17 protein-coding genes are annotated in these 23,185 nt (G+C 35.1%); 4 read left to right on the top strand and 13 right to left on the bottom strand.

Annotated elements, in window-relative coordinates; translation table 11 throughout:
* Window positions 1-35: 35 nt before the first annotated feature.
* Window positions 36-1,466: a caspase family protein gene (locus tag AVL50_RS03995; RefSeq protein WP_062615194.1), complete on the bottom strand. Its 1,431-nt coding sequence runs from the start codon at window positions 1,464-1,466 to the stop codon at window positions 36-38.
* Window positions 1,467-1,582: 116 nt separating this feature from the next.
* Here AVL50_RS03995 and AVL50_RS04000 point away from each other — a divergent pair, with 116 nt between their 5' ends.
* Entirely contained in the window at window positions 1,583-2,323 is a 741-nt protein-coding gene (locus tag AVL50_RS04000) for a GDSL-type esterase/lipase family protein (RefSeq protein ID WP_062615195.1), read from the top strand.
* Here the strand turns inward: AVL50_RS04000 and AVL50_RS04005 are convergent, their stop codons facing one another.
* The 3 genes from AVL50_RS04005 to AVL50_RS04015 are packed head-to-tail and all read right to left on the bottom strand — an operon-like array spanning window position 2,324 to window position 4,961.
* On the bottom strand, window positions 2,324-3,445 hold the full coding sequence (locus AVL50_RS04005; RefSeq protein WP_062615196.1) for a glycosyltransferase: 1,122 nt from the start codon (window positions 3,443-3,445) through the stop codon (window positions 2,324-2,326).
* Between the two features lie 6 nt (window positions 3,446-3,451).
* Window positions 3,452-4,255: a LysM peptidoglycan-binding domain-containing protein gene (locus AVL50_RS04010; protein ID WP_062615197.1), complete on the bottom strand. Its 804-nt coding sequence runs from the start codon at window positions 4,253-4,255 to the stop codon at window positions 3,452-3,454.
* 25 nt (window positions 4,256-4,280) lie between these two features.
* Window positions 4,281-4,961 carry a DUF4905 domain-containing protein gene (locus tag AVL50_RS04015; protein WP_157491134.1) on the bottom strand — a complete coding sequence of 227 codons (681 nt, stop codon included), beginning with the start codon at window positions 4,959-4,961 and terminating at the stop codon, window positions 4,281-4,283.
* Window positions 4,962-5,314: 353 nt separating this feature from the next.
* Here AVL50_RS04015 and dcm point away from each other — a divergent pair, with 353 nt between their 5' ends.
* Window positions 5,315-6,283: a DNA (cytosine-5-)-methyltransferase gene (dcm, locus tag AVL50_RS04020; RefSeq protein ID WP_062615199.1), complete on the top strand. Its 969-nt coding sequence runs from the start codon at window positions 5,315-5,317 to the stop codon at window positions 6,281-6,283.
* 71 nt (window positions 6,284-6,354) lie between these two features.
* Here dcm and AVL50_RS04025 read toward each other — a convergent pair whose 3' ends face one another.
* Window positions 6,355-7,089, bottom strand: coding sequence for a hypothetical protein (locus AVL50_RS04025; RefSeq protein ID WP_062615200.1), 735 nt, complete (start codon window positions 7,087-7,089; stop codon window positions 6,355-6,357).
* A 462-nt stretch (window positions 7,090-7,551) separates the two neighbouring features.
* Between AVL50_RS04025 and AVL50_RS04030 the strand changes: the two genes are divergently transcribed.
* Window positions 7,552-8,889: a nodulation protein NfeD gene (locus tag AVL50_RS04030; RefSeq protein WP_062615201.1), complete on the top strand. Its 1,338-nt coding sequence runs from the start codon at window positions 7,552-7,554 to the stop codon at window positions 8,887-8,889.
* A 152-nt stretch (window positions 8,890-9,041) separates the two neighbouring features.
* Here the strand turns inward: AVL50_RS04030 and AVL50_RS04035 are convergent, their stop codons facing one another.
* Window positions 9,042-10,274: an ABC transporter permease gene (locus AVL50_RS04035; protein ID WP_062615202.1), complete on the bottom strand. Its 1,233-nt coding sequence runs from the start codon at window positions 10,272-10,274 to the stop codon at window positions 9,042-9,044.
* Between the two features lie 283 nt (window positions 10,275-10,557).
* Between AVL50_RS04035 and AVL50_RS04040 the strand changes: the two genes are divergently transcribed.
* A complete protein-coding gene (locus tag AVL50_RS04040; protein WP_062615203.1) occupies window positions 10,558-11,817 on the top strand; it encodes a hypothetical protein in 1,260 nt (419 codons plus the stop codon).
* A gap of 63 nt (window positions 11,818-11,880) precedes the next feature.
* On the opposite strand, the gene AVL50_RS04045 is transcribed toward AVL50_RS04040, so the two are convergent.
* The 7 genes from AVL50_RS04045 to AVL50_RS04075 all read right to left on the bottom strand — a co-directional run bounded on the left by AVL50_RS04045 (window position 11,881) and on the right by AVL50_RS04075 (window position 23,001).
* Window positions 11,881-12,261 carry a GxxExxY protein gene (locus tag AVL50_RS04045; RefSeq protein WP_062615204.1) on the bottom strand — a complete coding sequence of 127 codons (381 nt, stop codon included), beginning with the start codon at window positions 12,259-12,261 and terminating at the stop codon, window positions 11,881-11,883.
* Window positions 12,262-12,501: 240 nt separating this feature from the next.
* On the bottom strand, window positions 12,502-14,838 hold the full coding sequence (locus AVL50_RS04050) for a DUF5686 family protein (RefSeq protein WP_172826757.1): 2,337 nt from the start codon (window positions 14,836-14,838) through the stop codon (window positions 12,502-12,504).
* A 423-nt stretch (window positions 14,839-15,261) separates the two neighbouring features.
* Window positions 15,262-16,638: a sulfatase gene (locus AVL50_RS04055; protein WP_062615206.1), complete on the bottom strand. Its 1,377-nt coding sequence runs from the start codon at window positions 16,636-16,638 to the stop codon at window positions 15,262-15,264.
* 272 nt (window positions 16,639-16,910) lie between these two features.
* Complete coding sequence (locus AVL50_RS04060) at window positions 16,911-18,404, bottom strand: M20 family peptidase (RefSeq protein WP_082795654.1); 1,494 nt, start codon at window positions 18,402-18,404, stop codon at window positions 16,911-16,913.
* A 104-nt stretch (window positions 18,405-18,508) separates the two neighbouring features.
* Entirely contained in the window at window positions 18,509-19,801 is a 1,293-nt protein-coding gene (locus tag AVL50_RS04065; RefSeq protein WP_062615208.1) for a HAMP domain-containing sensor histidine kinase, read from the bottom strand.
* 16 nt (window positions 19,802-19,817) lie between these two features.
* Complete coding sequence (locus AVL50_RS04070) at window positions 19,818-20,498, bottom strand: response regulator transcription factor (protein ID WP_062615209.1); 681 nt, start codon at window positions 20,496-20,498, stop codon at window positions 19,818-19,820.
* 52 nt (window positions 20,499-20,550) lie between these two features.
* Complete coding sequence (locus AVL50_RS04075) at window positions 20,551-23,001, bottom strand: outer membrane beta-barrel protein (protein ID WP_062615210.1); 2,451 nt, start codon at window positions 22,999-23,001, stop codon at window positions 20,551-20,553.
* Window positions 23,002-23,185 lie beyond the last annotated feature (184 nt).

The raw sequence follows: 23,185 nt of genomic DNA on the forward strand, positions 1-23,185 counted from the left end.
GGAGGAAGGCGAGATTATAATAGTGATATATACCCTTATTTCTTAATGATAAAATCAAGTTGTCCGTGAATTTCAGGGGTTTGCGTTCTATTGGATAACAATCTCGCTTGATAAGAAATTTTTTCATTAATGTAGGACGAGATTTCTTTCAAAGTAATATTTTGATCATTATTAAGATCTGCAGCTCCTTGTATTCCCTTCAAATAATAGTAAGTAAATAATCCGTGACATTGATCAGAATAACGTGAAGCAACCTGCTCAGTTGAAGCAGCAGTTAGAATTACAGCCTGCTCATCATTCAGTACTTTATTCTCTGTTTTTATAAATACTGGGGAAATATTTTTCAACAACATACCATCATCCGTAGCACCACTGAACGACACATCCAAAACCACCTGTAAAGAACGATAAGGCACTAAACCTATATTTTCATAAAAAGTACTTAAAGAATAGCCGTTGAAGAGAATCAATGACGGATCTGTATCCACCGGAACAAAATAACCTTTCTGTGATTCCGGATCTGGTGCACCATGACCAGAGTAATAGATAAACACATCTGATTTCTCAGGCTTCACATAATTGAATAGTTTTCCTTTAGGATTATTTTTAACACCAAAAAATGCATTGAAGTCGGCCTGAGTCGCATTTTCAACATAAATGATATTACCTTCTCTAAAACCGAATGTTTTAATCAAGTATTGCTTCATGATTTGAGCATCATGTAAAGCATATTTCACTTCTGGCACACCTTCTTTTCTATAATTCTGATTGCCAATAATTACAGCTATGGCATCTTCGTTAACTTTTGATGTAATGGGAATATTTATATCTACATCACTTTCCAACTTCTCCTCTTTCACCTCCTCTTCCACTACTACTTCTTCAACTTGAACTTCCTGTTCTTCTTTTTCAACAAGTGGAATAGCAAAAAGTTGTGGCTCTTCAATGTATTTCTTCGCTCTATAATTAGCAATCGCAGTTCTCATCAATCGATCAAAAACCTTATCAAAAGCTTCTCTTACTTGACCTTTCAGATCATTTGTAAATTTCTCTTCTGACTTCGTTTTTTGTCTTACTAATAATTTTTCATTTGATGCTTTATAAACTTCAATTTCCAGTTCTACAAAACTTCCCTTGGAACCATTTTTTTTCGTTACTTTTCCTACCGTATATAAGTTCAGTTTATTTTGACTTAGCAATTTATCTTTTACCCAATCATTGCCTTTAAAACAGCCTCCATTGTTACCAAACTCTTGAATCATTTTTCTGGAATTTACAATGAAGTACTTTTTATTTCTATAAACTTCCTCCATCCCTTCAATCATCAGCTTATTATTATACACTTTATAAGCATTACAAAGCGTACCTCCTTTTGGTGTTTCAGGAAGAATCACAATTTTTTTCGATTGTGAGAATACATTGAAATTGATAAGAATAAAACCTATAAGAGGTAAAAAATATTTCATGACAATAGGATATAGTTTCTACAAATCTACATTCAATTTTGAGAATAAGACATATTGGTCACAAAGAATGACAAACAAAAGTTTACCTAAAAGTGTTATTTATAAAATTCAACACCATGAAAAATCCATTAATACTCTTACTAGGTCTGCTTCTTTGTTCTTGCAGTGATGATCCAGAAATCACTACAAATACAACACAAAACATATACAATGCCACAGCAGACACCTCTGCTTTCAAAGTTCCTGATCGTGCTCTTGATATGCTTGCTTTAGGTGATTCTTATACGATAGGTGCAAGCGTTTCTAAGGAATACCGATGGAATGAGCAACTTAAAGAGGAACTAGAATATAGGAAGTATAATATCAATGAAATCACCTATATTGCTCAGACAGGATGGACCACAAAAAATCTAATAGATGCTATTGATCGTACCTCTACCAAAGAGGAATATGATATAGTAACGCTACTTATTGGTGTCAACAATCAATATCAGAGAATTGATATTGAGGTTTTCAGAACAGAATATAATCAGCTTCTTCAAACTGCAATCAACTTTGCGGGAGGTGACCCCAGCAAAGTAATTGTTCTAAGTATTCCTGATTATGGGTATACTTATACTATACCTTCTACAGCTATTACTCAGGAAATTGATCTATATAACAGTATTAAGGAAAGTATAACGAGAAGAAATTATGTTGCTTTTCACAACATTACCTCATTTACAAGGCAAGTAAAAGAACGTCCCGAATTAGTTGCTTCAGACGGTCTTCATCCATCAGGAGCTTTATATAAACTTTGGGTAGATGATATTATCCGTGATGTATATGAGCAGTTTCTAGAACCTGTTGAAGATTAATTAGTTCAAGTTCTCAATAAAACGGACTAAATTCTCTCCAAATTTCTCCCAAGACATTTCTAATTTAAGATCTTGAATATGTTTTTGATAGATTGCTAAATCGTTGGAGAAGAGTTTTTGAAGTGCTTCATGCAACAACTGTACATTTGCTTCTGCCACAATTTCCCCTGTTTCACCTGTTTTGATCAATTCTTTTAAACCACCAACATCAGTAGCGATTAAAGGAACTTCAAAGTGAAGTGAAACTGCCGTCACACCACTTTGAGTGGCCGAGCGGTAAGGCAAAACACATGCATCTGAAGCAGAGAAAAAAGTGGCTACTTCTTGATCTGAAATGTATTGATTAAAACAATGGATTCTTTCCTTATTCTTATTTTTAGCGATAAGGTTTTCATAACTTTCAAAACTACCATAAACCTCACCAGCAATGATCAATTGATAGGAATCATCCATTAAATCAAAAGCTTCGATCAATAAATCCAACCCTTTATAATCTCTAATAAAACCAAAGAAAAGGATCGTCTTTAATTCCTCATCGACTTTCAATACTCTTCGAGAAGCTTTTTTATCAGCTATTTCCCCAAAATGATCATACAATGGATGGGGACGCAATGCCGATGGTTTCAAAGGTTCGTATTTTCTTAAATCCTTTTCCACAGCTTCACTCATGGTGATAAAAGCATCATGTGGTTTCAAGAAATATTTTGTAAAAGGTTTATCGAAAAACCTTCCCTCATGAGGAATAACATTATGAAGGATCCCCACAACTTTACAATCCTTTCCAACAAAATGAGCCACGGTACCACAAGAAGGACCGAAAAATGACATCCAGAATTGCGTCACCAACACATCCGGCTGGTAAGACCTGATTTCTTTGGCCGTTTTCAGATAAGAAAATGGATTGATAGAATCTAATAATTCTTCAGAAGGTATTTTATCAGAAGTATCATTCTCATCCACATACTGCGACTTACCAGGAAATAAAAAATCTGGATATTGTCTACTGAAAGTGAATGCTTTCACCTCATGTCCCTGTTCTTCCAATGCCTTATATAATGCTCCTCCAAATTGAGCAATTCCTCCTCTATAGGGATAAAAAGTGGATAAAAATGCTATCCTCATAAATTACTATTGATTGTATTCTACTCTAATTCTGAATTCTTGATTGACAGCACCGATTTTTTTGGCTACTTCTTCAGAAATCTTAATAATCACCCCATTCTCAATAGATTGATCGGGCAGTGCCGCCACTACTCTCACTACTGCTTCTAAATCGTTATTGGGATTAATTACTTTTATATAAGATCCCACCGTTTCCTGACGGTGGAGGGCCATTAATTTACTGGTATTGTTGGGCAATTCAACCACTTGACCGTTCCCTCTTTCTACTTTTTGCATAGGAATATCATAATCCCTTGCTTCTTCTTGTGTCAGGTCTGCAAAAGATTTGGATTGCACTTCTTTGGTTTTCTGATCCAATTGATTGACGTTTCCATTGACACTCACCACAATCTGCTGTCCATTGGATAAAAGCTGATCAGGTAAATATGCATTCCATACCGACAGACTGTCGACGGGAACTTGATAGGTATAAGCAATACCTCTTAACGTTTCACCTTCTTTTGCAGTATAGTACACTGCTTCATTATACGTTTTAGAGGCTTCCTTCACTACTTCGGTGGCTGGCTGATCCCATTGATTTTCATTTTCCTGTACGGTTCCTGTTTGAGGGATCACCAATACTTGTCCAATTTTGATGACATTGTTTTGAATCGCATTAGCCTGTACAATCTCGCTTACACTTACATTGTATTTTCTTGATATCGAAAATAATGTTTCCTGATCTTCTACAGTGTGGTTTAATGAAGTTTGTGCAAAACTGTTTTGTAAAGAGAAGCTTAAAATGCAAAGAATTATGATTAGAAGTCTCATAAGTCAATTGTTAATTATAGAGTATTTAATTGTTTAGGGATGCAAGAGATAGTCCACACCATATTTCTTTCTCCTTAATATACAAAAGCATATTATCGACCATAAAAAAACTATCCATAATTTGACCACGGATATCAGTATCAATCACCTCTTGAAATAGGACCTCTCCCTTCCTGCTACAAATTAGCAGTTTTCTTTGAAGAACACTATTTTTCCTTTCAATGAATACAAAAATTATTTGATTGGGTGTTTCATAATAATGAATATCGCTTTCTGCTATATCATGATCTAATTGCTGTAAAAACGTTCTCAACGTGGTATAATGCTCCGACTCTACAGGGTACACAATAGGCAATTCAAAAGCTTCTGCACTCAGAAGCTGAACAGGGTCTTCTTGATAATCTTCCACCAAAACAGCCTCTCTAATGTTAAGTTTCTGAAGGTTTTTGACTTTGGGAATGGCATCATTTTGATCAAATTCTGAAAAATACAAGAAACCATCTTTCACCCCAGCCATAGAAACCCACCAATTTTCTTCCAACTGAAGACCTTCCCAAAGCACCTCTCCTGTTTTCAATTCTAAAGCAGCAAAACTGACTTCCTTCTGCTCTCCATCTCTCATTTCAAGTAAAATCACACCAATAGAATGGTCGTACATTACTCTCCAAATAATACCATGGGCTTCAAATGTATATCTATTTTCCAAAGTTATCCTATTCTTTTTCCATTAAAATCTACTGCTAAGATCTACATTATACACCATTTTCAATAATGTTGGGGCAAGTTTCTTCTTTAAAACTTCAATGATTTTTAAATAAAAGAAGTATCACAGTTGCAACAACAACGCATGGTTGAAAAAGGAAGAACAAGCTCAAATATGCTCATCTATTTTGAAATACAAATCAGAGCTCACGCTTCCATCTCAATAAGATATAATTGAATTCATCTTATGTAAAGTGATTGAAAAACTGACTTTTGACATCAATACTTTAAGTGATAAAATTTTAAGATAAAACCAATTTCATATAACTTTGCAGATCATTTTTTAAACATTTATTTATGGCATTAAAAGTTGGAAGTTTATACGCAGGTGTAGGTGGAATCTGTATGGGACTGAAAAATGCAGGGTTTCAAATAGCTTGGGCAAATGAATTTGATAAAAAAGCATGCATTACCTACAGACACAATTTTGATCATACTCTAATTGAAGGGGATATCATGGAAATTGACATCCAAAATTTAGAGAAAATTGATCTACTTGCGGGTGGTTTTCCATGTCAACCTTTTTCTGTGGCTGGCTATAGAAAAGGATTTAACGACAATAGAGGCAATCACTTCTTCAGAATGCTAGAATTTGTGGATGAAATGAAACCAAAAATCCTATTTTTCGAGAATGTCAAAAACCTGGTAGGTCATGATGACGGCAACACTTTCAAGGTCATCAAAGAGGAAATTGAAAAGCGTGATTATTCTTTTCATTCTATGGTTTTGAATACAAAAGATTATGGAAATGTTCCCCATAATAGAGAACGTATTTTTATCATCTGCTTTGATAAAAACTATTACTCTGATGGTGAATATGAAGGTTTCACTTTCCCCGATAAAGAACCATTGACCAAAACAGTCACAGACATTGTAGAAGACCAAAAAGTAGACGAGAAGTTTTACTACAGAGAGGACAAGTATATGTACAATATGCTTAAAGAAGCCATGATTAATAAAAATACAGTCTATCAGTTCAGAAGAAAATACGTTAGAGAGAACAAATCAAGTGTCTGTCCTACTCTAACTGCCAATATGGGTACTGGAGGGCATAATGTACCACTCGTAATTACTTCTGATGGCTTTAGAAAATTAACACCAAGAGAATGTTTTCTTTTCCAGGGGTTTCCTGATGATTATAAATTACCTCCAATTGCTAACTCGCATTTATACAAACAAGCCGGCAACTCAGTAAGCGTTCCTGTGATTCAATCTATTGCAAATAATATTATGAAAGTGGTAGGAAGTAAAGAAGTTCTAGCCTAAAAACTAGGATAACACCTTTTTATCATCCTAAGTCAATTTACGCCAGAAATTATTGCTCTCTATTTTCAATACTATTTGATCTTTCTCAGGTCTCCAGCCTGTATATAATAATTTGATGCGTCTATCTTGGTCTTTGCTGAATTCAAAAAAGATCCCTTGTAAATGATTTGCTTCCTCTTTATACATTCAACTAGATCTTGATGAGTTACAAAACCAGGAATATCTGAGTACCATTGCTTTGAAAAAATTAAACCATGCAAATCCCTTTTATTTAAATAGTTTTTATACAACCATCGTTTATTTTTCAGAAGCTTTTTGACATCTCCTTTTATTCGGATCAAAAAATGATAATCATACTTCTTATTGTTCGGAAGGTATATACCTTCAGATGACCAATCTTTTATTTCCAAAAGTAACAGTTGACTGAAAAAACAAGCAGATTTAATGCTTATAGAACGGTTCATAATTTCAAAGTCAGCATCATCCCAAAGTGCCTCTCCCATTATTGTTAAATCTGGTTTCGGACATGGTTTATTTCTTGAAATTAGAAAGCGATAAAATGCAAATTCCGCAAGTTTACCTTGGAACGTATTGGCAAAAATTTCTCCTGGTTTTCTTACCACTGCTCCTCCTGATCTGTAATGACGATGAAACCCTTTTCCAAAAGCCATTTCATAAGAAAATTCGAAGCTTTCTAAGACATCACCTCTACTTATCAAGTGTGGAGAGAACCTTACTTTTCTAGTTACAGAGAAAGTATCACAATCCTTTATCATCGGACTGAATTGAATTTTTTCGTCAAGCATAGTTAGTTTTCAAAAGTTAGTTTTTCATTAAGCAGCGTATCAAAATAACTTCTGTCTATTGTGTTATTTCGTTATTGTCAGTCTTTCATTTTTTTGAGAATTGTATGGCATCATTATTTGCCAAGCATTGAGATAAATAACGTAAGAAATACTAGAAGTTAGCTTTGAGATAAACTGAATAAAATCAATTTAGCTTTTTTTATTGTAATTCCAAAAACAAAACTAAACCTCTCATTCACAACAATAAAAGGATTCTTTTCAATAAGCGAACTTCCACCTCCTCTATTACGATTGGATCAATCAAAGAGTACGCTTCTATTATGTTCCCTATAAATTTTGTAAATTGCTTAGGTATCGATTAACCTCTAGCTAATTAGAAAAACTATTGTGTTAATTCCCTGTTTAAGAAAGAAAGTCATAGACATTGAGTTTATAGCTTCAACCTATTTCAATATAAAAGAAATGAAATCTTTAATTAATACACTATTATTGTTATTTATCTCTTTATCAGCATTATCTACTGAAAAAGAACCGATTGTGTATGTATTTGACTTAAAGGCTGAAATTGATCCAAGAACCTCAAGACATGTTGAAAATGCCTTGAATGATGCCACAAGTGAAAAAGCAGACTATGTTATAATTGATCTTGACACATATGGCGGTGCAGTAAATGACGCTGACCATATAAGACAACTCATATTAGATTACCCTCAACCTGTTTTTGTTTACATAAATAAAAATGCTGCAAGTGCAGGAGCATTGATCTCCATTGCTTGTGACTCTATCTATATGGAGAAAGGTGCCAACATTGGCGCTGCTACAGTTGTAATGGGAGGCACGGGAGAAAAAGCTCCTGATAAATATCAATCATACATGCGCTCTATGATGCGTTCCACTGCCGAAGCCAACAACCGTAATCCAAAAATTGCTGAAGCAATGGTGGATCAGGACCTAGTGGTAGAAGGCATATCCAAGGAAGGTGATGTGATTACATTCACTACAGACGAGGCTATCAAAAATGGTTTTTGTGAAGCAGAGGTCAACTCTATCAGTGAGATTTTAAAGCGAAATAACATCACTGATTATGAAATGGTGAAATATGAACCTTCTGCTACTGAGCATATCATCAATATCTTCTTGAATCCTGCCATCAGCAGTATCTTAATTCTAATTATACTTGGTGGAATTTACTTTGAATTACAATCCCCAGGTATTGGCTTCCCCATCGCCGCTTCTATTACTGCCGGTGTTCTGTATTTAGTACCTTATTATTTAAATGGGATGGCAGCCAACTGGGAGTTATTGATCATTGGACTTGGCTTTGTATTGATCCTTTTGGAAGTTTTTGTCGTGCCAGGTTTTGGCATAACGGGCATTTCAGGTATTACACTTACTGTAGCCGGTCTTACTTTAGTGATGTTAGAGAATGATTTTCTTGATTTCACTTTCGTTCCTGGTGCAAAAATAGCTACGGCTTTGATCAGTGTTACTTCCGCTATCCTTATCGGAGGATCGGGCATGTTCTTCTTTGGGCATAAACTGTTAGGGAGTCCATTGATGAAAGGTGTTGTTTTAGATAATGACATGACCGCTGAAAAAGGCTATACAGCTGATTTCCTTGTCTCTTCTTTTGTCGGGTTGACAGGCGTTACGCATTCTGTTTTACGTCCTTCTGGTAAAGTGAAAATCAATGATAAAGTTTTTGATGCTACCTCTGAGGGTGATTTTATTGGAAAAAATGTTCCAGTAGAAGTAGTTGAACAAAATGGTTCATCTTTGAGAGTACGAGAAATTGTGTAATTATAAAAATACGTAGGGCTGACCAATCCGTCTACCTAGATATTGTAATAATAGAAAGAGGTTGTCTCTAAATTTGAGACAACCTCTTTTTGTATCTTTAAATTATATACAGCGAGTAAACACATAGGTCTACCCCTACAATCTCTACAGGTTTATTCAAATCTTAATGATTCAATTGGATCTAATAATGATGCTTTTCGTGCAGGATAATATCCAGACATTACTCCTACAGCAACACAAACTATTAATGATACAATCATCCAAACCCATGGCAATACAAAAGAAGTAGAATCTAAAAACACAGCAATTGCATTACCGATTCCTGCACCTATAAAAGACCCCACTACACCTCCTAAAATACAAATGAAGATTGCTTCTAAAAGGAACTGCTGACGAATAGCCCTTGGTGTTGCCCCTAAAGCTTTTCTGATACCAATTTCCCGTGTTCTTTCTGTCACAGAAACCATCATGATATTCATCAATCCAATTGATGCACCCAATAAAGTAACGATTGCAATTGCAACTCCTCCAATTCTTAGGGTAACTGTCATTTGATCAAATTCACTATTTAAAGAATCAGATCTTCTAATTTCAAAAGAATCAGGTTTACCTAATTGATCTTTACGAATTACTCTCAAAATTCCTCTTGCCTCACCCATGGCATAATCAATACCTCGAGGATCTGTAGAGTTAACAGTTGCCACATAATTCAGAGTTCTTGTGGTAGCAAACTTATTTGCATTAATCAAAGGAATAAAAACCTTACGATCAGCATCTCCTTCACCAATTCCACCTTTCTTTTCAAGCAAGCCAATAACACGATATTTCTTCCCATAAAAACCGATAGTCTGATCTACGGGTTCTTCATTTTTATTAAACAAAGCATTGAATACGTCTTCAGCAATGATGGCTACATTTTGTCCTTGAGCCAGTTCAACAGAAGAAAAAGTACGCCCCTTATTGATGTTGTAACCATTGTTCTTAAAGTACATTTCATCAATACCCACTACTGAGTAATTCGGAGTAGTTTTTTTGGATAATCTCTTGATTTCTACATTTCCAGAGATAGTTGTATTAACACTTACTTTCCCCTCTACAGGTAATAATTTCTTGAATTTTCGAATTTCTTCGAATGTAATTGTACTTTTTTTTGTAAACTTCTTCCCAAAAGCACCTCGTCTTCTCGTCAAGTCGTTGATTGTAAAGTTATTTACCCCCAGATCTGACATCCCATCATTAATAGAATCTTGGACCGCGTCAATTGCCGTCATAATGCCCACTAATGACATAATTCCTATAGCAATCATAGCAGATGTTAGAAAAGTCCTAAGTTTATTTGCTTTTACTGAAGTGATGGCTTCTACTAAATAGGTTAGTATATACATGTGTCAAATGATAAAACTAAGAAAAATACAATCTTTTACCGTTCAATATAGTTCAAAAAAATCAAAAACTTTACAATGTAATATTTTTCTTATAAAGTGATTTTTTTGAGTAAATATACTCTAAAAAGTATTGTAAATTAAATATAAATTAAAAGTTCGGCATTACAGATATTTTTCCTGTTAAACAATTGTTGTTCTTATTAACCCGAATCGCCAAAAACAATAGGACTAACCTATTAGTTGCTTTAGAAACCACTCTACTATTAAACCCTAATAATAACATATGAGATTTTTGACCACCATTTACCTAGTGCTATTAACTCATTTAACATGCTTCGCGAATTATATTTTAATTCCTATGGACCAAACCCAAAGCAATCATCTCAAAGCCTATGGGATGACGTTTTGGGTGCTCGGTCAGGATGTAGAAGCAGAATGGTTACTGAATTACAGAGGAGGCAGTTTTATGTTTCAAAACTCTTCTCTATTCGAGCAGGAATTGGTGATCAGAGGCGTAAGCTATGAAGTAATCTCAGGAGCTCAAGCAGTTCAGATTAAAGAAGAAATTTCCCACCCAGAATCAAATATGGATATTATGCGGTTAGACGCTGTTCCAAGAATTGCAGTTTACTCACCGCCTTCAAAACAGCCATGGGACGATGCAGTCACCTTGGTACTTACTTATGCAGAAATTCCTTATGATGTGATTTTCGATGATGAAGTGATGGCAGACCTACTACCCAAGTACGACTGGCTTCACTTACATCACGAAGATTTTACGGGCCAATATGGTAAATTTTATGCCACTTATGGTAGAGAGGAGTGGTATATGGAAGCTCAAAGACAGTTTGAGGCTTCAGCGAAAAGACATGGTTTTGAAAAGGTTTCCCAGCTGAAAGCTGGAGTGGTTAAGAAAATTAGAGATTTCTGTGCGGGTGGTGGATTCTTGTTTGCCATGTGTTCTGCAACTGACACATATGATATAGCGTTAGCAGCTGATGGGGTGGATATCTGCGATTATATGTATGATGGTGATGGTGTAGATACTCATGTCCATGAAAAATTGAATTACAATAACACTTTTGCTTTTAAAGATTTCAAATTAAAATTAGACCCTTATCAATATGAATATTCAGAGATTGACAACCAATCTTATGAAAGAGGATTGAGAGAAGAAAACGACTACTTTGAATTATTCGCCTTTTCTGCAAAATGGGATCCTGTTCCTACCATGTTAACACAAAATCATGAACGTCTTATCAAGGGTTTTATGGGACAGACCACTGCTTTCAAGAAGCGTTTAATAAAAAATGATGTCATTATTCTGGGCGAAGCTGAATCGGCAAAAGAGGCTCGATATATACATGGAACTTACGGCAAAGGCACTTGGACATTTTACGGTGGACATGACCCTGAAGATTACAGACATTTTGTAGGCGAAGAACCTACAGATTTAAACCTCCATCCCAATTCTCCAGGTTACCGTTTGATTTTGAATAATATATTATTCCCTGCCGCAAAGAAAAAGAAACAAAAAACATGATATTCAACTATCTATGATTCAACCTATCCGGTCATCCTAATTTTATAATTGGGATGGCTTTTTTTAGTTTTTCACTCTGTTATATATTCTCTTAAACTCTAAACTTCTTCCACCAAAGTTGATCAATAAACCTGTCGGAACATTATAGGCTTCACAATAGTTTTTAGCTTGAGCTAAATGTACATCTTCTAACATTTTCACAGCTTTCAATTCAACCATCACATTACCTACATTAAAATCTACTCTCCTCTTACCTACATGCACTCCTTCATAATAAATATCCATTTCCATCTCCCTTTGGAAAGGTATTCCTTGTCTTTCTAATTCTATTGCTAGTGATCGCTGGTAGATGACTTCTTGAAATCCATTGCCTAATACTCGGTGTACTTTCATAGCACAGCTTATTATTCTACCTGTCAGGTCGTTGTTGTTGAAGTTACTCATAGTTAGAATCGTTAAACGTTATTTTCTACTTACTACTCCAATTCCTGTACCAGGATTTTTTAGGATTATAGGATTTACAGGATTTCTTTTGGCTTTTCAAGCTAATCTGGACATAAATGATTTACAGGCTCTTTTTTGAGATAAAAATAAAATCCAAATGGAAAGAGAATATTGAAATCCCGAACAAACAAAATCCTGCAAATCCTATAATCCTAAAAAATCCTGGCTCAAAATCCCAGCTTAGAACTCCGGCGTAATAGCAAACATCACCCCATATTTCCTTGACGCATCTTCCTGGTAAGTAGCTCTGTATAAAAACATAACTTTCAGCATTCTGAAAATATTTTCTACTCCCCCACCTACTTCTACATAAGGTTTGGAAGGGTCTAAACTCTTGAAGCTTGCTTCATCACGATCCCATGGATTCACATTGGCAGCTAAGTTGGCATCGGAAACTCCTCCCCATAGTAGGTTAGCGATGCCAAATGCTTTAATATTCATTTTCTTCACTATAGGTATCCTATTGATAAAAAGTCCTTCAAAATGATGGAACATTCTAAGACCTACATATCTATCACTCATAAACTCTCCAAAATCCATAAGATTATAAGATGTTCTGTTATAAATATATTTTAGGTTATTTCCTCTATGTACAAATAGCAACGGAAAAGGAACTGTTGAGGGAGTCCAACCTGAGGATACTACATAATCCATTCGGCCTAAGGCTCCAATTTTGAAACGGTGGCTCATTAATAATTCTAATTTATGATAGCTATCTGTAGCATCAAATAGTGTAGGTAGACCTCGTTTATAAGAAAGAGTGATGGTTGGAAATTTCCCATTAGCGGCTATATATCGATTAAGATGACGGCTTGAAACGTATCTTTTTCCAAAATCAAAAATAATGGAACCTGCCAACTCTGATGTAGTAATTTGTGAAAAAGCTAAAGTGTCCGTTAACTCAGTAGTGAAGTAATTCTCATCTTTATAAGTGAAACTACCTCTAAGTTGAATACCTTCTGCAACATATGAGCTCGCAATTACATTGACCTCATCCAAGTAATAAGGATTTGTAAATGTACCCCAAGCTTGAGAAATCCATAGATAGGGATCTTGGCCAGGGAAGGTGATTCCTGCCCCTAAGCGTTGAAGGGAATGTTGTGCACGAGCATATAAAAAGGTCCAATTTTCATGATTGAGAATGTACTTTCCCATCACTCCCCATTTCCATTCCTGATCATTGGTACCATAAGCAACATATCCACCGCCTATTAGATTTGGGTTCCATTGTGTATTAGTCAATCCACCAAACTGCATTCGATTACCCTCCACATTATTTTGAGCATACAATACTGTCAATGGCCCAAAATCAAAACCTCCTGCCCTGTAGTAACCTGTTACTCCAATATCAATCACCTTGGCAGTAGCTTTGACGGCTGGCATTTGCTTTACAGTATCCAACATGGCATATATTGTTGTATCTGTAGGTTGAGAATGCAACAAAGAATCTTCTGATGGAAAGGTATTTTTAGTATTGATATCTACCAAAAATTTTGTCCAATCTTTATTCAACTTACCTCCCACCCACATTTTGATGTTTTGTTGATAAGGAAACCAAATTTTGGAAGTGTCAATAGCCGCCAACTTTTGATCCACCGTAATGCTATCAATAAAGTTGATGGGAGAAGCTCGTCCGATTTCTGCTTTGACTTTTTTCACTGCAAAACCTTTATTTTCATCCGTAACCCAAAGTGTACCGCCAAAAGTCATATCGTTTTGGCGTCTTGGAACAAAGTCAATCCTATAGCACCAATCTCCATCCACTTTCTCATAAGTCACTAATTCAAAATCATAATAATTTTTGAAAGTCGGATTCAATGGAGATGAAAAGTCTTTTGCTAAAAACCTCAACCACTGCTGATAGAAGTTGACTGTAGTTTTTTCATTATCTAAACCTTGTCTGAATTGATTTTCAAACTCTGGCCCTAAGAAAGCTTCCTTATAATAAGATTGCTCCCTATCCTCTGCCCTTTGCGAAGCATGATAAGTTACTGTTTGTTCAGATGTTGAAGAATAAACAGGAATATTAGGCATTCCATCTTGGTTTATGGACAAAGTATCAATTTCCTCCATTCTTCGAATGGCTTCTTTCACTAATTTTTGATTGAGAAATCTTTCATTTGTATCAGTGATGTATACATTTGTTCTTATGGAGGATTGATAGTTGAAATCTTTGTTGCCGTGGAAGTTATGGTCTGGAGAATTTTTCATGGCCAACCGAATGATTTCCCATGCTGGATTTTCATACCCTTTTCTTCCTACCACAACTTCTTGAAGTTTTTTTACGTCTTTGTGTAATCTAATGACATTGATTTCAGTAAATGACAATGAATCTACAGCGATAGATTGAGAGGTATAACCTAAACATGAAACATGAATAGTATCAGATGAATTGACATATGGCAGAATAAATTCTCCATCAATTGAGGAAGTTGTCCCTTGAGAAATATGACTTAAAGTAAAATGTACATATCCAACTGGCAGTAATGTGTTTGCGTCAATTACTTTTCCTTTCAATTCATATTGATCTTGAGCACTAGCCTGATTTAGAATAAAATACCCTAAGAGAAAAGCAAAAAAATAGGATTTAGACAGTATCGTTTCCCGGGTATGAGTATTTAACAAAAAAAACAAATTATTATTTTTTGATTCGAACAATAATACAAGTTAATTTATTTTTAATGTTCTTTCTTATGAGGAAGAAAAATATCTTGAATAACAGGTCAAAAAAAATCCTTCAGAGCATGTTTGGGATATATATTTTAGAAGTAAAAATTCGCCCTTTTGGGTTTGTGGGAAATTAATTTCAGAGAAAATAGTGATTCTATAGTTGATGAAATTAATAAACTCACGTTCTGAAAGGGTGGATTTTTACTAAAAAAGATGTTCCAAACATGCTCTTATACATCATTCTTCAATACCTGAAGGAGTACCTTCAACTTAAATAGACTTTCTATTCTCTGGTTTTCCTAACCATCTATTATCAGGTAATTTACTATCCCAGGAGTGGAACTCATTCAGTAACTCATCATAAATTTTCTTTTCAATTTCCTTCAAATCCATCGTTTCATTTGGATCAGTGGATAAATTAAATAATTGAACACCTAATTCCTTTTCCCTTGTATTAAATGTGATTTTATAATCATCTTTACGTAATGCAAAATCTTTATCTCTTCTAAAAAACAGATGTTTATGAGGTCTGCCTTCACTTTCTCCAGTGAGATAGGGAATTAAATTCACACCATCAAAATCATGTTGTGCATTATTACTCTCAACACCTAGTAAATGACTGATTGTAGGTAAAATATCAAAAGTACTCACCGGATAATTATATGAAGCCCCTTTGGCTAATTTTGAAGGCCAGCTTATGATGTAAGGAACTCTAATACCTCCTTCATATGTATCACCTTTCCATCCTCTTAGTCCTCCCGTTCTTGACATTCTTCCCTCTTCACTTCTTGGAGAACCATTATCTGAAATGAATACGATAATAGTATTGTCATACACTCCTTTCTCCTTTAATGCTTCGATTATTTTACCAATTCCATCATCCATTGCCAGCGTCATACCTGCAAAAAGTTTACGCTCTTCTTCTTCAATATGCTCTAGTCGATCAAGGTATTTTTGAGGTACTTGCCAAGGATAATGTACGGCATTATAAGAGACCAAAGTAAAAAATGGATTAGCACTATTTTTATCTATAAAATTCACTACTTCCTCTGTAAATACCTCAGTGGTATATCCTTCATAATCCACCATTTCTTTATTTCTAAAGATTGGCCAGAAATCCCTGTTCTTAGTAAATTCTTTACTCGCCTTATAGTAATCATGAGAGCCATTTAAAAAACCATAAAACTCATCAAATCCTCTTGCATTAGGTCTAAGATGTTCATCCAACCCCAAATGCCACTTTCCTACAAGCTGAGTAGTATAACCTTGTTTTTTTAGGATTTCAGCCATCATTGGCTGATCCACTGGAATACCTAAGTTGTTCAACTCCCCTGTCACCCAACGTTCCTCTGGAATATTTTCACCATAACCAAAACGCTGTTGGTAAACTCCCGTCATTAAACCTGATCTAGAGGGGCCACAAACAGATGCCGTCACATAAGCTTGGCTAAATTGGACTCCTGATGAAGCCAAATGATCAATATTAGGTGTTCGGATGTCTTTCGCTCCTAGATACCCTGCATCTCCCATTCCCATATCATCTGCAACAATCAAGACGATGTTTGGTTTTCTTTCCTCTGAAACAGGATGTTTTACACTACAAGAAAAATGTAATACAGTAATTAGTAAGTAAAAATAGTTTCTCATTCTATATTGGTTTTATTTTAAGCAATTTCAAATAGAATGATTTCATTAAAAAATAATCAACTACTACAACACCTTATCACTTGAAAGAACGACACATTCAATGTTGATTATTAATATATTAAAAACTAAAAAGTACTACACTACATCATCTACAAAAACATAATGATGTGATAAAAACACATCATCAATAAGTTGATTACGCTTTAGATAAAAGCTTATCCAACTCACTTAAAGAAATTGAATAAGCTTATCAATAAATAGAATCAATAATTTTAGTTTGTGGTATTTTTGATTAATTGCTGATAGAAACGAATTGAATTTTCAAACTCCACCACTCCGATTCTCTCATTCTCACCATGAATTGTATCAAGGTTTTCTTTATTTAAATGGAAAGGACAGAAACGTAAAACATTTTGTGAAATTTGAGAGTAATGTCTAGAATCTGAAGCGGCAATCATGATGTAAGGAGATACAACAATGTCACCAAATGTCTCTTTTATAGATTGATCTAACAGTTTAAAAGAATCAGAATAGGCGTCTGAAATTGGTGCTGCTTCTGATTTATTGAGTATTCTTAATTTAACTCTTTCATTATTGACTTTCTCTTTAATGGAATTGAAAACATAATCTACTGTTTCACCTGGAAGAATTCTAATATTCAATACCGCATGTGCTTTCTTGGGAAGTACATTGCTTTTCATACCAGCACTTATAATAGTCGGGGCGATTGTTGTTCTTACCAAAGCATTTGAAGAAGGTGATTTTTCATACACCGACATCAGTACGGGTTCTAATAAAGCTGAATTAGCAAATACTGTTTTCAAGCCAAAAGGCATTTCTGGCCCCACAAAATCAATAAAATCTTTCAAAGGAGGCGAGATATAAGAAGGAAAAGGATTATTGACCACGTCATTTACCGCTTTTGTCAATACACTAATTGCACTTTCAGTTTTAGGCATGGAAGCATGTCCTCCTTCAATGTCTGTTGACAGTTCTACCGTTAAAAATCCTTTTTCTGTAGTCCCCACCAAAGCCACATCTTTTTCCATTCCAGGTACTAAGCCTTGCGTGATATAACCACCTTCATCCAGCACAAATTCTGCTTCAATACCTTGCTGTTTGAGGTAATGTGCCATTGAACTAGCTCCATGTGTACCATTGATTTCTTCATCATGACCAAATGCCATATAGATGGTTCTTTTAGGTTTGAAACCTGATTTCATCAGCGACTGTACTGCTTCCAAAATTCCAATCACTCCCACTTTATCATCAATTGCTCCTCTCCCCCATATTACTCCATCCTTTATAGCACCACTGAAAGGAGGATATTTCCATTCTGCTATATTCTCTTCTAGAGCAGGCACCACGTCAAAGTGCGACATCAATACAATAGGCTTTAAAGAAGCATCACTACCTTCCCATTTTATCAAATAAGAATAAGTACCAAAAAGGTGATATTCAGAGTTACTGAAAACTGTCGGGTACGTATACTGAAGGTAATTTCTAAACTTGACAAACTCTGATGAATCAATCAAATCAGGATCATCATAAGAGACCGTTTTGATTTGTATTGCTTCTGAAAGATGATATTTAGCAGAGTCGCTTACATATCCAGAATCTAATCTTGAAATTTTTGATTGGCGGGAATCAAATAAAAACAAATTTCCAAAAATATAAAGAGAGGCAATAGTTATAGTGCCTGATAAAATTCCTACAAAACGCTTCATAGAAAGGGAGAGTTTGAGATGTAAAGAGTTTGTATTCATTATTTCTAATGAATAACTATTACTAAATACAAATGTGAAACTCTTGGTTAGCTCCACACTTTGCTTCAGTAATTAATTTATTAAGACTTCTTTACTACTCCAAACTAAGCCTTCACTTTTCTGGATTTTATTGAAAATATATGCTGTTTTTGTTGATATGAATATTGTATTTCCAAATTTGAAACTTTGCATATTTTACTGACCAATGCCAAGCCTAAACCTAAAGACTGACTTGAAGTTGATCCTTTCACAAAGCGTTTAAAAATCTGATCTTCTGAAATGATAAGAGGAGCTCCATAATTACTGATTTTTAATTCAGTTTTTGAAGATTGTATCACAATTGGACCTTCAGTAGCACCATACCTGATGGCATTTTTTAGTAAATTCTTCAGTACTATATCAAAAAGATAAGGATCAATTTGAAACTTAAGTTCATCAGTTAATTTCTTTTCTATTTTCAAGTTTTTCAACTCTGCCAGTTCTTCAATGGCTTCTACCTGCTTTTCTATTTCAGTTTTTGTGTCAATCTCTTTGACATCCGTAAACTCACCATTTTCAATTTTAGTGATCAAATTAAGAGTAGTTCCAATTCTGGAAATATGGTTAGCTTCGTCATAGATTGTCTTGATAGTTCTAGCGTCTTCCTCTTCCAATTTCTCAGAGATCATTAGTGCTTCTGACTTATTTCTAATGATAGCCAAAGGCGTCTGCATTTCATGGGCTATATCTTCAGTGTATTCCTTTAGGTGGTTATAATCCGCATCAATTCTTTCCACCATTTTACTGAACAAGTCCTGCATTTCAACAAACTCAGTAGTGTTAGTTTCCACTTTTTCCAATTGTTTATCACCCCCAACTTTGTAAAGTTGCATTTGCTCCAAAATCCTTTTAAAAGGCTGTAAGAAATAGCCCGAAAGCATAGCATTAGAAAGTACAATCAGAATTGTCAAAACGATGAAAGAAGGTATAATCAGCTCATAAATATCATCACGGAAATAATAATAATTTTGAACCTCCCTATTCATTTCTACACGGTAAAGTTTTTCATTAGAAGTGATCAGGACAATTTTTTTACGATGGAGAAGGTTTCTGTCCAATTCATCATGATAAACGGTAACATCTTCCACTATAGGGAATTCTTTTTTATTACATCTTTTTGATACAACATCAATAGCAGTCACAGAACGTCCAATCAAAGAATCTGGAGGTGTACCTTCATCCAAGTGATATTTTACTTTTCGTTCTATCCACGAAAATCTTCTGTTTAAATCTGAATCTATAAATTCATCAGCTTCAGAAGTTAAAAATTGAGCATACGCCAAAAATACACCCAATGTAAAAAGGAGGTAGAAAAATGTAATTCTTGATAATAAATTAAAGGTCCTTTTCTTGGCCATATCGTCACAATTCTAATTAAACAGTAGTAGTAAATTTGTACCCCATACCATATACAGATTTTATTCTGTCTACTCCTCCATTTTTTTGAAGTTTTTTTCTTAGGTTTTTGATATGTGAGTAAATAAAATCGAAGCTGTCTGCCTGATCTATATGATCTCCCCAAAGGTGTTCTGCAATATTTTCTTTGGTCAGCATTTTGTCTTTATTGTAAAGAAAATAAACCAACAGGTCATATTCTTTTTTTGTCAACTCAATTTCCTCTTCTTTGATAAAAACACTTTTAGAAAGAATATCCACTTTCAATTCTCCAATTTCAATGGTATTACTTCCTTTGAACTTTTTTCTTCTGAAAAGAGAACGAACTCTAGCAATCAGTTCTGCCATATGGAAAGGCTTGGTTATGTAATCATCCGCCCCCAACTCCAAACCATGTACTTTATCATCAACACTATCTCTTGCTGTGACAATAAGCACTCCAGTATTTGGGTCCACTTGTTTGATTAGTTTAACAATTTCAAGCCCATTTCCATCAGGTAAACCGAGGTCTACGACTAGAATATCATACTCGTAAACCCCGATTTTCTCTTTGGCTTGAGAAAGTGTATCTACATGCTCAATGTTGATTTTCTGATCCTTAAGGGCTGTAGTTACATCATTTGCTAATTCTTTATTATCTTCTATTAATAATAACTTCATGAATTGTCCTCCTTAATTTCGGCAAGAAAGATAGTAAAATACCTTCTAACTTCTAGAAATCATCCATTCCTCCTCCTTCACCACGGCCACTTCTTGAAGGCTTGAAATTATTCAATCTATACGTTAAAGTAGCAGTGAAAACATGAGGATATCTAAAGTCTTCTGTAAGGTTGTAGAAGCCTACGCCTGATGAATGACTCACACGACGAGCTGTACCTAATACATCATTCATAGAAGCTGTTAATGTCAATTTCTTTTTCATTAAGTTTTGCTTCACTGCCATAGTCATCATAAAGAAGCCTTCATTTCTACCCTGAGCCGTTACTGTCTCACCTGTATATCTATTATTGATTTGAATCTGTGTATTTTTAGATACTCTAAATGTATTATTGAATCGGCTACTCCATGTTATATTTTGGCGGTCAAAATTTTGTCCTTCCAATTCACCTTCTACTCTGTAATCATACAAGTTGCCCATCAAATCCATTGTCCACCATTTAAATGGCTGGTAGTTCAAAGACACTTCAGTACCTAAAGCATAATCCGTTCCCACGTTAGCATAAGTATGCATGATAACATTTATATCATCAGGCCAAACGGTTTGCACTCTTTCAATCTTGTTGTGTGTCATTCTGTAATAAGCATCCACAGAAAGAGTAACGTTTTCACTAATGTTTTTCAAGTAACTAAAATCAAATGAATCAATGTTTTCCGGCAATAAACCTGGATTACCTCTACGAACATTAAAAGCATCTTGCCATGTAACAAACGGCTCTAAATACCAACCTCTAGGACGTTCGATTCTTCTTGAATAACTTAACATCAACTGATCGTCTTTAGGCAGATTATAAGATAAGTGTACAGTTGGGAATAAATTCCATTGATCTACTGGAAACTCTTCATCAGAACCCTCTACTTCAATATTACGGCCAGTATATTCCGCTCTCACACCACCTTGATAACCAAACTTACCCACTTTACCAGAATAAATACCGTATAGTGAATGGATCGTCTGTGTATAATTTGTAATATAACTGTAATCAGGCTGGAACTCGTACTCGCCAGTAGTAGTGTTGTAATTGTACACTTCATTGATATCTTCTGCTTGATTCCAACGTGTCTGCCACCCTGCTTCTATCTTGTCTTTAACACCTACAGGCAATACATAATCAATTTTTGCTCTGAGTCTACCTCCTGGTCCTACCTCAGACGATCGCTGTCCGCTTGATGGTCTTTCTGCAACACTGCCATCACTATAAATAGGATATAATTCATTCAATGAACCTTCAGTCATATCACGTCCACCATAGTCTACTTGGGCGTCAAAAGTATGACCTTTTTTAGCAAACTTATGCTGGTAAGCAATATTAGCATTGTAATACAGACCACCTCTATTCCAATCTTCCCTAGAGATATATCTACTCTCATTAATTGGCTCGTCAACACCTCCAATTCTCTGATACTCGTAGAAATTAGCATCCATACCACCATACATTTTGAACTCTCCAACCTTACCTGAAATTTTCAAGAAGTCTTTCTCAGAAAGGTAAAATTCAACTCCTGCTTGAGCACCATACATTTCAAAAGTACGCTCTCTATCTCCTTCTGAAATAATATAAGAAGTTGTATCACCATTGGTTGTAATTCGTTCAGAATTGTAAGTACCAGGACCTGGGCGTTTGTTGTAATTCGCTCCCACATAGAAGCTGTATTTTTTTCTTTTAAAGTTTAACAGGAAATCTCCACCTAAGCGGCCGTACATACCACCTGTGGCATTAAATACACCACTAACTCCTTCTAATTTATTTTTCTTTGTGATAATGTTGATAATTCCGGCTGTGCCGTCTGGGTCGTATTTAGCAGAAGGGTTAGTAATCAATTCTATGTTTTCGATTGTTGAAGCTGGGATTTGTTGTAATGCTTCAGAAGCATCTAATACCGAAGGTCTGCCATCAATAAGTACTGTAAAACCAGAACTACCTCTTAGACTTACATTACCATCACCATCAACATTGATGGATGGAATATTTTCAAGTATGTCTACAGCGGTACCCGATAAGGCTGCAAACTGTGTTCCCACATTGACAATTTTCTTATCAATGTCATAAGAAACAGTACTTTGCGTACCCACTACCTCAACGGCATCCAACACTTCGGCATCAGTGCTTAAAGTAATCACACCTAAATTCTTTTTAAGGTTGGGTTTTCTTACTGCTACATTTTCAATAACAGTTTTTTGGAATCCTATAAAAGTAACCTCTACAGTATAGTTTCCTTCTTCAATATTTTTGATTGTGAAAATACCATCAGCAGCAGTAACAGTACCTCCAACTAAAGTATGAGTGGTTTGCTCAAAAATAGAAACCGTGGCATATTCCACAGCAACATTTGAATCTCCATCAGTCACCTTGCCTGAGATCACGCCAGGCTTCAGCGGGTCATTTGCGAAAGTTTGAAACGCGATTGATAGAAGTGTTAATAGTATGTATGCTTTTTTCAACATGAATTGATAGAATTTATAAGTTCGTTACAAACATATTCAGCAAATCTGTTTGAAATCTGTAGAAATATGGATTGACTAAGATTTTTCAAAAAAATGATCTGAATTATGTTTTTTCATATGTACACAACCCGCATGAAATGAAAAAGTTTGATAATAATTCCTTGAATTTTCTTTCAAATTTCTA

The organism is Flammeovirga sp. SJP92 (assembly GCF_001583495.1).
GTDB lineage: Bacteria > Bacteroidota > Bacteroidia > Cytophagales > Flammeovirgaceae > Flammeovirga.

Excerpts from the sequence above, each read along its gene's own strand:
- AVL50_RS03995 (WP_062615194.1), bottom strand. The coding sequence starts at position 1,466 with ATGAAATATTTTTTACCTCTTATAGGTTTTATTCTTATCAATTTCAAT.
- AVL50_RS04000 (WP_062615195.1), top strand. The coding sequence starts at position 1,583 with ATGAAAAATCCATTAATACTCTTACTAGGTCTGCTTCTTTGTTCTTGC.
- AVL50_RS04005 (WP_062615196.1), bottom strand. The coding sequence starts at position 3,445 with ATGAGGATAGCATTTTTATCCACTTTTTATCCCTATAGAGGAGGAATT.
- AVL50_RS04010 (WP_062615197.1), bottom strand. The coding sequence starts at position 4,255 with ATGAGACTTCTAATCATAATTCTTTGCATTTTAAGCTTCTCTTTACAA.
- dcm (WP_062615199.1), top strand. The coding sequence starts at position 5,315 with ATGGCATTAAAAGTTGGAAGTTTATACGCAGGTGTAGGTGGAATCTGT.
- AVL50_RS04025 (WP_062615200.1), bottom strand. The coding sequence starts at position 7,089 with ATGCTTGACGAAAAAATTCAATTCAGTCCGATGATAAAGGATTGTGAT.
- AVL50_RS04030 (WP_062615201.1), top strand. The coding sequence starts at position 7,552 with ATGAAATCTTTAATTAATACACTATTATTGTTATTTATCTCTTTATCA.
- AVL50_RS04035 (WP_062615202.1), bottom strand. The coding sequence starts at position 10,274 with ATGTATATACTAACCTATTTAGTAGAAGCCATCACTTCAGTAAAAGCA.
- AVL50_RS04040 (WP_062615203.1), top strand. The coding sequence starts at position 10,558 with ATGAGATTTTTGACCACCATTTACCTAGTGCTATTAACTCATTTAACA.
- AVL50_RS04045 (WP_062615204.1), bottom strand. The coding sequence starts at position 12,261 with ATGAGTAACTTCAACAACAACGACCTGACAGGTAGAATAATAAGCTGT.
- AVL50_RS04055 (WP_062615206.1), bottom strand. The coding sequence starts at position 16,638 with ATGAGAAACTATTTTTACTTACTAATTACTGTATTACATTTTTCTTGT.
- AVL50_RS04060 (WP_082795654.1), bottom strand. The coding sequence starts at position 18,404 with ATGAATACAAACTCTTTACATCTCAAACTCTCCCTTTCTATGAAGCGT.
- AVL50_RS04065 (WP_062615208.1), bottom strand. The coding sequence starts at position 19,801 with ATGGCCAAGAAAAGGACCTTTAATTTATTATCAAGAATTACATTTTTC.
- AVL50_RS04070 (WP_062615209.1), bottom strand. The coding sequence starts at position 20,498 with ATGAAGTTATTATTAATAGAAGATAATAAAGAATTAGCAAATGATGTA.
- AVL50_RS04075 (WP_062615210.1), bottom strand. The coding sequence starts at position 23,001 with ATGTTGAAAAAAGCATACATACTATTAACACTTCTATCAATCGCGTTT.